The organism is Deltaproteobacteria bacterium, assembly GCA_020848905.1.
Classification (GTDB): Bacteria; Myxococcota_A; Polyangia.
In genome coordinates this window covers 165,024-181,493 of the sequence record JADLHG010000026.1, presented here as the reverse complement: position 1 = coordinate 181,493, position 16,470 = coordinate 165,024, and the positions used below count along the sequence as shown (strand labels likewise).

The window sequence follows — 16,470 nt, the reverse complement described above, 5'->3', positions numbered from 1 at the left end:
TCGCATTGGCCGCGAGGCGCCCGGCAGGCAAGGAGCGCCGAGCACCGGAGCGGAGCAGCCTTGTGGCGCTGTGAGCACCGGAGCGCAGGCGCGACACAGCCTGCCGGGATGGATCGCGGCCAAGGTGGCCATGTTCAGGCGTAAAAGAGCAGCCCGAGCGAGAGCTCGTTCTCGCGCGTCACGGCGAGGAGCTGCTTGAGCTCGGCCAGGCGGGCCAGAAAGATGCGGCGCTCGGCGCGGTCGCGCACGTGGCGCTGCGCGAGCCAGGTCTCGTAGGGCATCTCCCCCCCGCCGAGCCGGTGCCACGTCCGCAGGAACTCGTCCACGCGGGCGAGAAAGCGTTCGAGGTTGAAGGCCGCGACGGCGCGCTCGAGGCGCCCCGGGTCGAGCAGGAAGATCGTTCCTTCGTAGTGGTCGTCACCGGCCGCCCATTCGGCGAGCGGCCGGATCTCCTCGTCCGCGAACGACTCGAGGAGCTCGCCCTCCGGCGCGGAGTAGGGGAGCACCTCCACCATGGCCGACAGCACGCCGAGGTCCTCGATCTCCTCCAGGCTCTCCCGGATGGCGCGCTCCGCGAGGGGAGCGTCGTTCAGGTTGAGGAGCGGCAGCAGGTGATGATCGACGTAGCTCCGCCGGTCCCCGGCCCCGTAGGCCAGGGCCGTGGCCATGGCCAGCGTTTCGTAGAGGATGAGGTGCGGCCGCGTCGAGGAGAGCGGCCGGTCGGGAGGCGCCGTCTCGACCATCTCCGTGACCTCGGGGAGCGCGTGTCCGAGGGGGCCCAGGATCGCCCCCTTGATGCGCTCGATGATCTTCAGGAACTGGTGCACGCGGGCCGCGTGGGTCCCCTTCCACAGCGACTGGGTCTCCTTCAGGTCGAGCGCCACGAGGGCGAGACGCTCCTCGTCTTCCTGCTCCGCGTCGTCGTCTTCCGGCTCGCCGTCGTCGTTGTCCTGGTCGTCGCCGTCGTCGTCCTGCCCGTCGTCGTCGAGCTCCGCGCCCTCGTCGCCTTCGCCGCCCTCCTCGTCTTCCTCTTCGTCCTGCTCGGCGAGCGCTTCGAGCTGCATCAGGGCCAGCGCCGACGGCGTGGCGAGATCCGCCGGGTAGTGGAAGCGAAAGAGCGAGCCCTGGCGCAGAAAGCCCGCCGGGAGCTTGACCACGCGCCCGCGTACGAGCGCCACGGTGTGCTCGTCGGCCAGGTCGGCGGCGCTCGGAAGTTCCTCCTCGGCGCCGAGCTCGCTCCAGGCGACCCCGGTCTGCCGCTTGAACTCCGCCTCGAAGGCGGCGCGTCCCTCGCGGGTCCGGCCCTCGGGGTCCTCGGTCGAGAAGCTCGCGAGCTCTCCGGCCCAGCCCCCGATGGCCTTGCCGTCCTTCGCCAGCTCGTAGGCGGCGGACAGGTCCTGCTCGTCCCCCATCGCCAGGAGCGCCGTGCGGCCTTCTTGCGAGAGCTGCGGACCGAGGAGCTCCGCCAGGATCGGCGCGCCGGTCTGCAGGTCGTAGAGGTCGATGCGCCAGAGCCCCGCGTTTGCGCGTCGGGCGCGGGAGGGCGCGACCCGCACCCAGAGGCGGTCGAGCTGCGCCGCGAGCATCGCCTCGTGAATCGACTCGACGGTGTGCTCGGCCGTCGAGACGTAGTAGCCGTGTACCTTCATCCCTCGTTCCTCGGGCGCCGGCCGGCGGCGCGGCCCTGGTATACTACGTCTCCTTGGGCGGTGCACCCGCACGCCCCAAAGGATCCAGCATGGCGATCTCCCTCGGTAGCGAGCCCTCTCCGCTTCGACCGCCCGCGCGGGTGCGCGGCCCGGTGGCGCGTTCCGGGCGCCGCAGCTCGCGCTACCTCACGATGCGCGACGGCGTGCGTCTGGCCGTGGACCTCTGGCTCCCCGAGCCCCGCGAGACCGGCGAGCGGCTGCCCACGATCCTGCGGCAGACCCGCTACCACCGCTCGGTCGCGCTCAAGCCCCTCGCCGCCCGATTCTCCTTCGATGCCCCGTGGGAGCTCTGGGCCGCCGCGCGCCGGCGCTTTCTCGCCGCCGGTTACGCCTGGGTGGACGTGGACGTGCGCGGCTCCGGGGCCTCCTTCGGCACGCGCCCCTGCCCCTGGGCCCCCGACGAAGTGCGCGATGGGGCCGAGGTGGTGGATTGGATCATCGCGCAGCCCTGGTCGAGCGGGCGCGTCGGGGCGGCCGGCATCTCCTACGACGGCACCACCGCCGAGATGCTGCTCGTCAACCAGCACCCGGCGGTGCGAGCCGTGGCGCCCATGTTCTCGCTCTACGACGTCTACGCCGACGTGGCCTTCCCGGGCGGAATCCACCTGGCCTGGTTCACGGAGGCCTGGGCCGGCTTCAACCGCACCCTGGACCGTGACGCCTTCCCCGAGGCCATGGCGCAGGTGATCGGGCTGATGCTCGAGGCGGGGGTGAGCCCGGCCACCGGCCTGCCCCCCGTGTTTGGAAGCCTCTGGGAGCGAGCGGGAGAGCGCGTCGTGGTACCGGCCCTCGCGGCGTTTCTGGGCGCGGTGGTTCGCGGCGTGCGGCGTACCGACGAGGACGGGGACGGCGCGCTGCTCGCGGCGGCTCTTCGCGACCACGCGCAGAACGTGAGCGTGCACGAGGGGGCGATGAAGCTCGTGTACCGCGACGACGCCGGGATCTCGGAGGCGCTCCCCGACGGGACCATCGACACCTTCAGCCCGCACGCGCACCGCGCCGCGCTCGAGGGGTCCGGCGCGGCCGTCTACAGCTACGGCGGGTGGTTCGACGGGGCCTATTCCCACAGCGTGGTGAAGCGTCACCTCGCGGTCCGCACGCCCGGCAGCCGCCTGATCGTCGGCCCCTGGTGCCACGCGGGGCGCCAGCGCATCTTGCCCTTCCAGCGCGGCCTGCCCGCCGGCTTCGACCACACCGCCGAGCTCCTCGCCTTCTTCGACCACCACCTGAAAGGAGAGCAGACGGGGATCGAGCTCTCGCCGCCGGTGCACTACTACACGCTGGGCGAAGAGGCCTGGAAGGCGGCCGACACCTGGCCACCTCCCGCGGCGCGCCCCTGCGCGTTTTACCTCGGCCCCGAGCGCACGCTCGTGGCGGGACGCGCTCCGCAGAGTGCCGACGGCGAAGATCTCCACGCCTTCGATCCTCTGGCGGGGACCGGGCTGCGCTCCCGCTGGCGCGGGCTCCTCGCGCTTCTGCCCGCCGACTACCCCGATAGGGCGCAGCGGGCGCGCACGCTGCTCTGCTACGCGAGCCGCCCCCTCGAGGCGGACCTGGAGGTCACGGGGCATCCGATCCTGGTGCTCCACCTCGCGACCCACGCCGAGGACCTCCAGCTCTTCGCCTACCTCGAGGACGAGGATCCGGGGGGGCGCATCGCGTACGTGACCGAAGGGCAGCTCCGCGCGCTCCACCGGCGGGAGAGCGACCTGGGGCTCGACTACCGGACGCCGGCTCCGCCCCGGGCCTACCGCCGCGGCGACGGCGCCCGTCTCTCCTCGGGCGAGGTCACCACTCTGCGCTTCGACCTGCTCCCCATCTCGTACCTGTTCCGGCGCGGACACTCGATCCGGCTCGTGCTCGCCGGCGCGGACCGCGATCACTTCGCGCCGCCGCCCCATCCCGGGGCCGAGGTGCGGCTCCTCCGCACGGCGGAGCACCCGTCGCATCTCGAGCTGCCGGTGATCGGCTGACGCCCCCGAGCGCCCAGGCTAGCGAGGCGTGAAGGCGAGCTCGAACCCCTCGAACCCCTCGGCCCTCGCGGCCCGCTCGTCGGCCACTGCGGCGCGGACGGTGGCGCCCTTGTCCGCCGGCCTCGGCGTGCTGAAGAAGCCGCGAGGCAAAGCTCCGCCGCCGAGCCTGATCACGCCGGCTCCGACGAGCTCCGCGACGTCGAGGCTCGCCGCATCCTCCTCGACGGGCACGAGGCGCGCCACGGGCTTGCCTCGCTCGGTGATCACCACCTCCTCGCCGCGCCGCACGTGCCGGATCTGTTCCGAGAGCGTCGCCTTGGCGTCGGAGATCGAAATCGTCTTCATGGTCAAGCAGCGTGGCACTGGAACATCCCCTCGGCAACACGCCGCGAAGGGCGCGCCGGGAAGCCGTGGCGGGCGAGGGGGCGAGGTAGGGCGGTCGAGTTCTCGGACATTGGGGGTCTGGAGGGGGCGGCGCGTCGGGCAAGCGCCCCCTCGCGCACCGCCCCGCAGTCGTCGCGCGCCGTGGAGAGGTGCGATGGCGGGTGCCGAGCAGTCCGTGGGGAGAGGTGGCGGGGGGACAGACGAGAGGCGCGACGTGCGGGGCTGCGGACCTCCGGCGACAGCGCCCTGGCGGGCGCTGCTGCCTACGGACGCTGCGCTCGGGGGCCTTGACCCGCCGCGCCGCTGCCGTCGTCGGCGCGCTCGGACGGGCCGAGGAAAGGAGCTAGGCCTGAGCGCCCATGAGGAAGTGCAGGAAGTAGGGGCGGTCGAATCCGGCCCGCATTCTGGAGGTGGCGACGCAGACCTTACGACCCGGGTCGGCGTCAAAGCGTTCTCTGAGGCGAGCACCGTGCGCTCGCGGCTCGTCCGGCTCCGCGAAGGTCGCGGCTCGTCTTGCCGTCGATGGGGATGCGCTTGCCCTTGGCGAGCAGGCGTGAGGCCCGTCGACCCCCGCCCCACGCGGCTCCTAGCACCCCTCGGTTCCCTCGGGCCCTCGCCCGCAGTCCACCCGCCACGCCTACGCCGCGATCACCGGGGACCCTGGGGGGGGCGCGAGGTGACGCGACGCCCGGGCGGCGTCCCGAGTGCCAGCCGCACTCCCTCCCCCCAATCCGCGGCCGGCGCGAGGGCCCGAGCCGCCGCTTGCGCCGGCCCACTCCGCTCCGCTGCCGGCTCATGCAAGCGGCGGCGTCCGCCAGGGCCCGCGTCACGAGCGCCCTAGGCCCCCCCGGTCTCTCCCATCCGGAGAATTCGATCGCCCTGGGGGGCGAGGGGGCCATCCTTGACATCCGCGAGGGGCCCAGAGTATCAGACTGCGTCTTGCTGGCCCGGATCCGCGGCCGGCTCTTCTGACGGGGGCAGCTCCATGAAACGGTGGTTTCTCCACGCCTCGGCCCTGGGTTGGGTGGTTGCGGTCGCGTCCTCCTGCATCGTCGACAATCCGAAGTACTGCGATGCCGACGCGACCTGCGCCGCGCGAGGAGGGCCCGCGCTCTGCCATCCGCTCGGCCACTTCTGCTACGACGGCTGCGACAGCGACGCCTATTGCCTGGATGACTCGCGAGACGGCTACTACGCGCCGCATCGCTACTGCAATCGGGCCACGCGCCATTGTCAGAGCAGTCCCGCGGCGGATGCCTCGCCGACGACCGAGGCGGGGTCGCGCGACGGGGGCGGTGACCTCGGGGGGAGCGATACGGCTTTTTGCGCGGGCAAGGCCAAGGGTGAGCCCTGCGGGGCGCCGAGGTGTGCGGGAGGTGAGCTGACACGCTACGCCTGCGACGGGGCGGGGCTCTGCGAGCTGAGCGCGAGCTCGTGCGGCGGGTACGCTTGCGAGGCGAGCGGCGGCGCCTGCAAGACCGCGTGCGGGGGCAAGGCCGACTGCACGGGGGCCTTCGAATGCGTGGGCAAGGCGTGCACCGCCGCGCAGGAAAACGGCGCTCCCTGCGGCACCAATGCCGCCGCCTGCAAGAGCGGCAAGTGCGTGGACGGCGTCTGCTGCGGCGCGGCCTCCTGCCCCACCTGCCAGAGCTGCGCGGTCAAAGGTAAGGAAGGCGCCTGCGCCGCGCTCGACAAGGGCCCGGCCCCCAGCGGTCAGTGCCCGGGGGATGCGGCCTGCGGCGGCGGGACCTGCTCGGGGAGCGGCACCTGCGGGTATCTGCCGAAGGAGAGCGTCTGCGCCCGCGCCTGCACGGCCGGCCAGCCCGCTCTCTACACCGAGTCGCGCTGCACCACCGACGGCAAGTGCCAGGCCGCCGCTCCCATCGCCTGCGTGGGCTACGCCGTCTGCGCCGCGAGCCCTGCCGCCTGCCCGACCGGCTGCACGGGGCACTCCGAGTGCGTCGCGGGCTCCCTCTGCGACCGCACCCAGGCCCACGCCAGCCCCGCCGGCCTCGGCCGCTGCGTCGACCCTGCGCTCGTGCAGACCGTCCCGGCGGGCGGCCCCATCGGCCCCGAGCTCGCCGCCGCCCGCACGGCCGGCAAGACGCACGTGAAGCTCCCCGCGGGGACGTACACCGAAAACCTCACCCTCCCCTCGGGCAGCCGCCTGACCCTCGTCGGCCTCGGCCTCCCCAACCTCCGCCCCGGGGCCTCGAGCACGAACCAGCCCATCGTCTCCGTCGCTGCCGGAGCGACCGTCGCCGTCCAAGGACTGAACCTCACCCTCGCAGGCGGCGGCGACGACGCCGACGGCCTACGCTGCGCCGGTACCGGTGCCACCTCGCAAGCCTCCCTCACCATCGTGGAGAGCATCATCAAGAGCAACGAAGGTCAGGGCATCGAGGCCGCCTACTGCGCCCTCACCGTGCACCGCAGCGAGCTCCGCTCCAACCAGGGCGGCGGCCTGTCCGCCGCGAACGGCCCCCTGACCCTCACCAACTCTCTCCTCGAAGCCAACGGCAGCCCATCGTCCCCCATCGGCGGCGCCAAGCTCGACCCCGGCGCCGCGAGCGTCTCCTTCCTCAACAACACCGTCGTGGCCAATACCGCGGCGCCCGGCACTGCCGCCGGCGTCATCTGCACCAGCAGCGCCACCAGCCTCACCAACTCCATCATCTGGAGCTATCTCGGCGAGCAGGCCGTCAGCACCTGCAGCGCCTCCTTCTCCGCCCTCAAGGGCTGGACGGGCGGGGGCACCGGCAATCTCACCACCGACCCCCAGCTCGAGGCCGCCCCCTCCTACCGCCTCAAGGCCACCTCCCCCGCCATCAACGCCGGCAATACCGGCGCCGCGGCCGCCTCCTCCCTCGACCTCGCCAATACCCTCCGCATCAAGGGCGGCGTGGTCGACCTCGGGGCCTACGAGCTCAAGTAGATCACAGCTCAGCCTCGCCGGAGGGTCAGCCGAGCTCCGCCGCGCGCCCTAAAGCGGCCACTTTCTGGTTGAGCTCGAGGAGGAGCTTGAGCGCCTGGCCTTCGTCGCGCCAGACGGCCGCGGGGAAGCCGTAGCTGGCGGTGACGGCGTCGTTCATGGCCTCGTAGGCCTCCTGAAGCTCGGGGAGCTCGCCCGCGTCCAGCTTGTTGTGGAGCTTGGTCAAGCCGAGCTGGTGCTTCTTGCAGGCCGCGAGCCGAAGCTTGTCGAAGGTCTCGGCGGCCGCAGCGACGCGGTCGGCGAGCGCGGACTTGGGTCGGTCTCGCGGATCGTACGAGCCGTCGGGGAGCAGCGGAAAGGGGAAGGTCTCGAAGATGGTGGTGTTGGTGTAGCGAAGGTCTCCCTTCAGCGTCGATCCCCGAGTCCAGGCCCAGATGGAGTGCAGGCGAGACTGGAGAACGCCGAAGTGATAGCGGTTCGGCAGCGCGATGACCATGAGCTGGTGATCGAAGCAGGTGGCGGTCGGCTGACGCGACACGATGAGGCGCGGCGACACGCAGGGGACCACCACGGCGTGCTTCATGCCCTTGAGGGCTTCGCGAAGATTTGGGCTGGCTCTCCAGAACTGCCACCAGTTCTTGAAATCCTTCTCTCGCGGATTCTGTTTGCGGACCGGATAGACGTGCTTCCTCACGTGCCGCATCGCGCCCGGATAGCGCTCGGCCTCGTCCTTGGACATCGATCCAAAGTCGATGATCCAGCGGGTGGGCTGCTGATCGATCTCCCGGTTCACGTCGCGGCCCACGAGGAAGGGCCGGATCACGGCGGCTGACGTCGGGTCAGCCGCGATTATCTCCTCGCGCTGCTCGTCCGTGAGGACGAACTCGTTGTTCCCTGGCGTGACGCCCATGAAGCAGATGCCGCGGTTCGCCTCGAGGCGCGCCGCGGCCGTGGCGTCCTCGGAGGCCGTGAGCCCGGGCGAGATCGAGCGCGCCTCGGCACCGTCGAGCGCGAGGAGGCCCTCGTAGGGGCCCATGACCCAGTTCACGATCGAAACATGCACGGCGGCCTCGCCAGGCCAGGGGTACGACTTCCAGGCGTCCGTGATCGTGCCGCCCTTTTCGAGGAGCTGGTCGATCGAGGCTTCACGGCTCTCGTTCTGGGCGATAGAGTTCGTGCACACGTACCCGGCGCGCTCCTGCGGACGAAGGACCTCGAGCGCCTTCGGGAACCAGTACGTGACATAGTCCGCCGCCCGGTTTTTGGGGAAGCGCGCGAAGAGCTCGTCCACGTAGGCGTCGCCGAGCTCGCGTCGCAGCTTGCGCACCCCGAGGTAGGGGGGGTTCGACACGATGGCGAGCTCGCCCTCCGGGCGCGGCCATTCCGTGAAGAGCGCGTCGGCGCAGCGAATCGTCTGGCTCAGGCTCTTGAGCGGCAGCGTCTCCTCGTCCAGGCCGAGCTCCTGCTTCGCGAGGTGCTCTCCGGTCCAGAGCACCACCTTGGCCAGGAACGCCGCGAACGCATCGCGCTCGATGCCGTGAAGCTGATGAATCGTGAAGTACGGTCGATCGGGCGCCGGCCGGATGTCGGCGCGTCGCTTGGCGACCTTGCGCTGGAGCGCGATCCACTTCTGGGCCAGCGCGGCCTCGAGGCGCTTCATCTCGCGATAGACGATGTAGAGAAAGTTCCCGCAGCCGCAGGCGGGGTCGAGGACGTGGTACCGCCGCATCTCCTCGATGCAGCGCTCGGCGTCCTTCGGGAAGCGCAAGGCCGCGATGCGCTGCTGCCAGGGGGTGATGATCGTCGGCCAGACGACGTGCTGGATGTCCGCTTCGCGCGTGTAATGCGCGCCGAGCTCGTGCCGCTCGGCGGCGTCGAGGGCCTGCTCGAAGATCGAGCCGAAGATCTCGGGACGGACATCGCGCCAGTCGAAGTCTCGTGCCGCGCAGTGGATGTCGTGGATCTGCCCCTCGGTAAGGGACACCTTGGCGACGCTGCCGTCGAAGAGCGGGCCGTCGACGTAGGGCACGAGCGGGTTGCGCTTGCCGTCCTGCCGGGCGAAGTCCTCGAAGAGGTGCCAGAGCGGATCGAGCCGCCCTTCGTGGTCGGCGCGCTGGACCGCCAGGGTGAAGAGCTTCGGCGGGATGAGCTCCGTGTCCTCGGCGAACATCGAGAAGACGCACTGCAAGACGAACTTGGAGATTTTTTCGCGGTCCCGGGCTGGATCCGTCGAGGAACGCAGGCTCTCGCGCACGATCCGGCCGAGCACGCTGGCGACCTCGGCCGTGACGCGCTCGGACCGCGTCGAAAGGTCGGGGTCCTCTCCGCGAAGGAAGAGCAGCGCGTCGGCGTGAGCCGGCAGGTCCGTCAAGGGTATGCGGAGCTTCGGCTGGAGCTGGCCGTGCTCTTCGTGCGTGTCGTAGATCCAGATCTCTCGGAAGTTCGAGAGGACCATGTACCGGGTCCGGACGCGCGCCCAGTACCCCAGGAGCTGGTCATGGTGCTTCTGCAGGTCCTCCGACGGAGACTTCATCTCCCAGACACAGACCTTGGCCAGGTACAGATCCATGCGCTGGGTCGTGTAGCTGGCGGCGCTGTCCGTCGCGAAGAGAGACGCCTGTCGTGTCGCCTTCTTGGACGGAACCTTGATCGGGTGCTGCTCGAAGAAGGTGCCGGGCTTGGGGTTCACGTCGTAGATCTCGAGCAGCTTGAGCAGGAAGTGCTGGGCTCCGGTCTGCTCGAGGCCCTCGAAGTAGCGCCATTCGTCGACGAAGATCTGGAGCCTGCGGTAGAGCCCCTCTTGCCAAGCGTCGTCGCGCGTCATGGATGAAGGGGGATGGTTCCACATGGGGGACGAGCGTGTCGAGGGGTTCCTGACTCCCGGGCGCCAGCCCGCCGCCCCGAAGGCATTTCCCCGCCGCGCGCCCCGTACTATCCTCCGGGCTACGCTCATCTCCGACGGAGGACCGGATGCTCGACTGCGCGACGGTGCGGTGGCTTTGGGTGGTGTGTCTCTCGCTCGGGCTCGCCGCCTGCGGGGGGAAAGGGAAGGGGCAGTCCGACGCGGGCGTGAGGCCGCCGAAGCGCAAGGGGAGCGCCGCGGGGGCCGCCGAGCCGGGCAGCCTCGTGCAGCTCCGCCTCGAGGAGGCGATGGGCGACGAGCGAGGGGCCGACCGCGCCAAGGTGGTCCAGGGCACCGCGCTCTCGGCCGCCGAGACGCAGGCGCTCCTCAAGCGGGTGCCCGCGCTCACGGCCGAGGCCGGGGACGAGAAGACCTTCGCGCTCCGCGAGCGTTCGCTCCCCGCGCCGCGCACCGGGGCCACCGTCCACGGCGTCTTCCCGCCCCCCCCGCGCCCGGCCCCCAAGACCCCCGAGGCCACCGGCGCGCTCGAGGTGCTGCGCTTCTCGCCCGACGGGGAGATCCCGCTGGCCCCGAACCTCTCGGTGACCTTCTCGCACCCGATGGTGGCCGTGACCTCGCACGCCGACGCCCTCAAGCAGAGCCTGCCGGTGAAGCTCAAGCCCGAGGTCCCCGGCACCTGGCGCTGGGTGGGCACGAAGACTCTCCTCTTCGAGCCCAAGATCCGCTTCGCCATGGCCACGCGCTACGAGGCGGAGGTCCCCGCGGGGACCCCGTCTGCGGTCGGCGGCAAGCTCGCGCAGGCCAAGCGCTGGACCTTTGCCACCCCCGCGCCGCGCCTCCTGTCGTCGCACCCGCACGGGAGCTCGCAGCCCCTCGAGCCGCTCTTCTTCGCCTCCTTCGATCAGGCGGTGAGCCCCGAGGCCGTGCTTCGCTCGGTGACGCTCGAGGGGGACGGCAAGCGCTACTCCGTGCGACTCGCCACGCCCGAGGATCTGGCGCAGGACGAGCAGGTCCGGCTGATGAGCGCGAGCGCCGAGAAGGGGCGCTGGCTGGCTTTCCGCGCCGTCGAACGCCTGCCCGCGGCGACGATCTTCACCGTCACCTTCGAGCCCGGCACCCCCTCGGCCGAGGGGCCGCTGACCACCAAGGAGGCCCAGCGCTTCACCTTCGAGACCTACGCCCCCCTGAAGATCACGCACCACAGCTGCGAGTGGCGCTACCCCTGCTCGCCGCTCTCGTCCGTGTACGTCTCCTTCAACAACCCGCTCGACGAGGAGGCCTTCGACCCGAAGCGCGTGAAGGTCAGCCCCGCGATCCCCGACCTGAAGGTGGAGGTGCACGGCAGCTCGATCTCGCTCTCGGGCCGCACGCGCGCGAGCACCACCTATCGCGTGACCGTCCCGGCCTCGATGACCGACACCTACGGCCAGCGTCTCGGGGCCGACGAGTCCGTGACCCTGCACGTCGGCAAGGCCTACCCGCGCCTCTTTCACGCGGGAGGCGATTTCATGGTGCTCGACCCCGACGGGGACAAGCACTTCTCCTTCTTTAGCGTGGGACAGCGTAGCCTCGAGGTGCGGGTGCACGCCGTGGGGCCGGACGACTGGGCCGCGTTTCGCAAGTTCGCCGCCGAGGGGATGCGCCAGGTGGTGCCCCCACGCCTGCCCGGTCGGCCGCGCGTGCACCGCGTGATGTCGCCCAAGGGAGGAATGGACGACCTGATCGAGACGCGGCTGGATTTGCGCCCGGCGCTCGCGAACGGCAAGGGGCAGGTGGCCGTGCTGATCACGCAGAACCCGTTGCCGGCGAAGCCCTACGAGCGGCACTACGTGCTGGCCTGGCTCCAGGTCACGGATCTCGCGGTGGACGCGTTCTCCGACGGAGAGAAGCTCCTCGCCTGGGCCACGCGCCTGCGGGACGGACGGCCGGCGGGCGGTGCCGAGGTCACCCTCGAGCCGGTGGGCTCTCGCGTGCGGGCCGACGGCTCGGGCCTCGCGCGTTTCACGCTCCCCGACGACAGCGGCGCCTCCGCGCGCATGCTCGTCGCGCGCCAGGGCGGAGACGTGGCGATCTTGCCGCGCACGACCTACTACTGGGGCAACTACGGCGGGTGGGCCCGGCAGCGGCGCGCCGTGGACACGGTGAAGTGGTTCGTCTTCGACGACCGCCACCTCTACAAGCCGAAGGAGGAGGTGCGGGTGAAGGGCTGGCTGCGGCGCGTGGGACTCGGGCGCGGAGGCGACGTGACCCCGGCCGGCATCGACCGCGTGACCTTCGAGGTGCGCGAGGCGCGCGGCAACCGCCTGACCTCCGGGGTCGCCAAGGTGGGCCCGCTCGGCGGCTTCGACCTGCGTTTCAAGCTGCCGGACAACGCGAACCTCGGCTCGGCCTACGTGAGCCTGAGCGCGCCGGGCCTCTCCCACCTCTCGGGGAGCACCCACAGTCACAGCTTCCAGATCCAGGAGTTCCGGCGCCCCGAGTTCGAGGTGAGCGCCGCGGGGAGCGAAGGGCCGCACTTCATCGGCGGGCACGCCGACGTCTCGGTGAGCGCGAGCTACTTCGCGGGAGGGCCGCTCCCGCACGCCGAGGTGGCCTGGAGCGTCTCGGCCAGTCACGGCTACTTCTATCCGCCGAACCAGTCGGACTACAGCTTCGGCGTGGTGCGCGAGTACAACTGGTGGACGCAGACCCCCACCGCGCCGCTCCCCCCGGCGCAGAGCCTCAGCGCCCACACCGACGGACGCGGGCTGCACCGCGTGCGCATCCACGTGGCGCGGACGGCGCTGCCCGAGCTCGGCGCGAAGAAGGAGGAGCCGGTGCCGCTCCGGCCGCTCAGCGTGGTAGCGAGCGCCACGGTGCAGGACGTGAACCGTCAGAGCTGGACCGCGACGCGCGCGGTGCTCGTGCACCCGGCGCGCCACTACGTCGGCCTGAAGACCGAGCGCTTCTTCTTCGAGCGCGGTCAGCCGCTGAAGGTGGACCTCGTGGTCAGCGACCTGGACGGAAGGCTCGTCCCCGGTCGCGCCGTCGCGGTGCGGGCCGTGCGCCTCGAGTACAGCTACCGCCGCGGCAAGTACGAGGAGGATGAGCTCGACCCGCAGCGCTGCGACGTGACCTCCGCGGTCAAGGCCGTCTCGTGCACCTTCACCAGCCAGAAGGGCGGCTCGTACCTGATCCAGGCCACCGTCAAGGACCCCGAGGGGCGCGCGAACCGCAGCGAGCTCACGCGCTGGGTCGCCGGGGGACGCGTGCCCCTCGAGCGCAGCCTCAAGCAGCAGGAGGTGCGGCTCATCGCCAACAAGAAGCTCTACGAGCCGGGAGAGACGGCGGAGCTGCTGGTGCTCTCGCCCTTCTATCCGGCCGAGGGGCTGCTCACGCTGCGGCGCGCCGGGCTCCTCGAGGAGCGCCGCTTCCAGTTGACCGGCCCGACGACGACCCTGCGTGTCCAGCTCACGCCCAGCGGAGGGAGCGGGCTCTGCGCGCGCGAGTCCTCGCAGTACGACGCCGACGCCTGCCAGAAGCACCGTGAGGGCTTCATGCCGAACCTCCCGGTGCAGGTGAACCTGGTCGGCTCCGCGCTCAGGGTCAGCGACGACGGTGTCGAGCTCGCCAACCTGCCGCGCCGGCCGGCCTACGCGCGCGGAAACGTCTCCCTCGCCATCTCCACCAAGCGGCGCGAGCTCCAGGTGGAGGTCAAGTCCTCGCCCGAGAAGACCGAGCCCGGGGCGGCGACCAAGATCGCCGTCACCGTGCGCGACGCGGCCCAGAAGCCGGTCGCGGGGGCCGAGGTGGCGCTGGTGGTGGTGGACGAGGCGGTCCTGGCGCTCAGCGGGTACCGCATCGGTAACCCGCTCCACACCTTCCATCCGTACCGCTGGGACGGGGTCGAAGACCTCTACCTGCGACAGTGGGTGCACCTGGCCGACCCCGAGCTCGTGACGCGCACCGACCAGCGCCGAAACGAAGGGGGCGGTCCCGGCGGCGGCGGGCGAGCGCGCACCGGAGCGCTACGAGAGGAGTCGAAGACCAGCGCCGATCGCGCTCCCGCTCCAGCGGCGACGGCGGCCCCTGCCTCGCCCCCCAAGCAGGCCATGGCCAAGAGCCGCGCCGCGGGGGGCAAGGACGACGAGAGCGGGCTCGCTGGGCTTGCCCGCGCGGGCGAGGCGGCTCCCAAGCCCATCGCGCTGCGCAAGGACTTCTCGGCGCTGGCGCTCTTCGCGCCGTCGCTCTCCACCGACGCCCAGGGGCGCGTCGAGGTCCCCTTCAAGCTGCCCGACAACCTGACGCGCTACCGCATCATGGCCGTGGCGGTGGCCCGCGAGCGCTTCTTCGGCAACGGCGAGGGGACGCTCACCGCGCGGCTGCCGCTCATGGTGCGCCCCTCTGCGCCGCGCTTCCTCAACTTCGGGGACCGCTTCGAGCTGCCGGTGGTGCTGCAGAACCAGACCGACCAGCCGCTGCCCGTGAAGCTGGCCGTGCGGGCCACGGGTGCCGAGCTCGTGCAGGGGCAGGGGCGCGCGCTCACCGTGCCGCCGAACGATCGGGTGGAGGTGCGCTTCCTGACCACGACGCTCCACCCCGGCACCGCGCGCTTCCAGATCGCCGCCGCCGCGGGGAGCCACGCCGACGCGGCCGAGCTGTCGCTGCCGGTCTGGACGCCGGCCACCACCGAGGCCTTCGCCACCTACGGCACGGTGGACAAGGGGGCGGTGGTGCAGCCGGTGAAGCTCCCCTCGGGTGTCTTCACCGAGTTCGGCGGCCTGGAGGTCAGCACCTCTTCGACGGAGCTGCAGGCCCTCACCGACGCCGTGCTCTACCTCGTCTCGTACCCCTACGAGTGCTCGGAGCAGCTCTCCTCGCGCATCCTGGCCGTCGCCGCGCTGAAGGACGTGCTCTCGGCCTTCAAGGCCAAGGGCCTTCCCTCGCCGGCGACGATCCTGGCGGCGATGGATCGCGATCTGAAGCGCCTGCAGGGGATGCAGAACGGCGACGGCGGCTTCCCGCTCTGGGAGCGGGGGCGCCCCTCCTGGCCCTTCGTGAGCATCCACGTCACGCACGCGCTCGTGCGCGCCAAGCTGAAGGGGTTCGCCGTGCCGCCGACGATGTACGCCTCGGCGCTCGCGCACCTGCGCAACATCGAGAGCTACATCCCGTCCGAGTACAGCGAGGCCACGCGCCGCGCGATCGTGACCTACGCGGTCTACGTGCGCTCCCTCTCGGGAGACGCCGACGTCGTGAAGGCCAAGGGGCTCTTCTCGCTGCTCAAGCAGGAGAAGGACCTGCCGCTCGAGGGGGTGGCCTGGCTCTACCCCGTGCTCTCGGGGAGCCCGCAGGCCAGCGCCGAGGTGACCGAGATCCGCCGCCTCCTGCGCACGCGGGTGAGCGAGACGGCAGCTACGGCCCAGTTCGCCGCGAGCTACGGCGATAGCAACTATCTGCTGATGTACTCGGACCGGCGGTTGGACGCGCTCTTGCTCGAGGGGTTGATCAAGGATCAACCCGAGAGCGATCTGATCGTGAAGCTCGTGCGCGGCCTCCTCGGCCATCGCAAGGAGGGGCGCTGGGGGAGCACGCAGGAGAACGCCTGGGTCCTCCTCGCGCTCGACAAGTACTTCCACGCCTACGAGAAGGTGACGCCGAACTTCGTTGCGCGGGCCTGGCTCGGCGAGCGCTTCGCCGGCGAGCACCGCTTCAAGGGGCGGACGACCGAGCGGCACAGCATCCTGGTGCCCATGGCCTTCCTCGCGCAGGGGAGCGGCACGAACGACCTAGTCCTGGGCAAGCAGGGAGCGGGGCGCCTCTACTACCGCATCGGCATGAGCTACGCGCCGAAGGACCTGCGCCCGCCCCCCGCGAGCCACGGCTTCACCGTCGAGCGGACCTACGAGGCGGTGGACAAGCCGGAGGAGGTGAGGCGGGACGCGCAGGGGGTCTGGCACGTCAAGGCGGGGGCGCGCGTTCGCGTGCGACTCACGCTCGTGGCGCCCGCCCGGCGCTATCACGTGGCGCTCGTGGACCCGCTCCCCGCCGGCCTCGAGGCGGTGAACGCGGCGCTCCTCGGCAGCGCGCAGCCCGTGCCCGCGGCACCGTCGACCGGCGCGCCCCCTCCCTCCGGCGGGCGCTTCCGCGGAGGTCTCGGGCGCTACGCCGCGTCACCGGCCTACTACCATTCGTGGCTCTACTGGGGGCGCTGGTACGAGCACGAGAACCTGCGCGACGAACGCGCGGAGGCCTTCGCCTCGCTCCTCTGGGAGGGCGTGCATACCTATAGCTACGTCGCGCGGGCCACGACGCCGGGTACCTTCGTCGTGCCGCCGCCGAAGGCCGAGGAGATGTACCACCCGGAGACCTTCGGCCGCGGCGCGGGAGATCGCCTGATCGTCGAGTAGTCCGCTCCCACGTCTGTCGGCCCACGCGTCGGTGGCCACTCTGCGCGCCACGATGGGGTCAATACACCTACAACGCGCTACACCGCAGCGTGACGCCAGCACCTGCTGGCCTGGATAAGCCGCCAAGAAGAAAAACGAAGGCATTTTCGCAGGCTTTGGCCCGTGGATTGCACGCTTCGCCCGCCCGGTGCGGAGAGGGACCGGGGTCACCGCTGGCGCG

6 protein-coding genes are annotated in these 16,470 nt (G+C 71.2%); 3 read left to right on the top strand and 3 right to left on the bottom strand.

Annotated features, from left to right (window positions below; all coding sequences use genetic code 11):
- Positions 1–134 precede the first annotated feature (134 nt).
- Positions 135–1,649: a hypothetical protein gene (locus tag IT371_10860; protein ID MCC6748151.1), complete on the bottom strand. Its 1,515-nt coding sequence runs from the start codon at positions 1,647–1,649 to the stop codon at positions 135–137.
- Positions 1,650–1,738: 89 nt separating this feature from the next.
- Here IT371_10860 and IT371_10855 point away from each other — a divergent pair, with 89 nt between their 5' ends.
- A complete protein-coding gene (locus tag IT371_10855; GenBank protein ID MCC6748150.1) occupies positions 1,739–3,682 on the top strand; it encodes a CocE/NonD family hydrolase in 1,944 nt (647 codons plus the stop codon).
- Between the two features lie 18 nt (positions 3,683–3,700).
- Here IT371_10855 and IT371_10850 read toward each other — a convergent pair whose 3' ends face one another.
- Entirely contained in the window at positions 3,701–4,027 is a 327-nt protein-coding gene (locus tag IT371_10850) for a type II toxin-antitoxin system prevent-host-death family antitoxin (GenBank protein ID MCC6748149.1), read from the bottom strand.
- A 1,024-nt stretch (positions 4,028–5,051) separates the two neighbouring features.
- Between IT371_10850 and IT371_10845 the strand changes: the two genes are divergently transcribed.
- The gene (locus IT371_10845; protein MCC6748148.1) at positions 5,052–7,001 is read left to right on the top strand and encodes a hypothetical protein; all 1,950 of its coding nucleotides are present in this window, start codon (positions 5,052–5,054) and stop codon (positions 6,999–7,001) included.
- Positions 7,002–7,026: 25 nt separating this feature from the next.
- On the opposite strand, the gene IT371_10840 is transcribed toward IT371_10845, so the two are convergent.
- On the bottom strand, positions 7,027–9,822 hold the full coding sequence (locus IT371_10840; GenBank protein MCC6748147.1) for a class I SAM-dependent DNA methyltransferase: 2,796 nt from the start codon (positions 9,820–9,822) through the stop codon (positions 7,027–7,029).
- A gap of 146 nt (positions 9,823–9,968) precedes the next feature.
- Here IT371_10840 and IT371_10835 point away from each other — a divergent pair, with 146 nt between their 5' ends.
- On the top strand, positions 9,969–16,250 hold the full coding sequence (locus IT371_10835; GenBank protein ID MCC6748146.1) for a hypothetical protein: 6,282 nt from the start codon (positions 9,969–9,971) through the stop codon (positions 16,248–16,250).
- Positions 16,251–16,470: the final 220 nt, after the last annotated feature.

What these genes read in the sequence shown, in the direction of transcription:
- IT371_10860 (MCC6748151.1), bottom strand. Translation starts at nt 1,649, where the DNA reads ATGAAGGTACACGGCTACTACGTCTCGACGGCCGAGCACACCGTCGAG.
- IT371_10855 (MCC6748150.1), top strand. Translation starts at nt 1,739, where the DNA reads ATGGCGATCTCCCTCGGTAGCGAGCCCTCTCCGCTTCGACCGCCCGCG.
- IT371_10850 (MCC6748149.1), bottom strand. Translation starts at nt 4,027, where the DNA reads ATGAAGACGATTTCGATCTCCGACGCCAAGGCGACGCTCTCGGAACAG.
- IT371_10845 (MCC6748148.1), top strand. Translation starts at nt 5,052, where the DNA reads ATGAAACGGTGGTTTCTCCACGCCTCGGCCCTGGGTTGGGTGGTTGCG.
- IT371_10840 (MCC6748147.1), bottom strand. Translation starts at nt 9,822, where the DNA reads ATGACGCGCGACGACGCTTGGCAAGAGGGGCTCTACCGCAGGCTCCAG.
- IT371_10835 (MCC6748146.1), top strand. Translation starts at nt 9,969, where the DNA reads ATGCTCGACTGCGCGACGGTGCGGTGGCTTTGGGTGGTGTGTCTCTCG.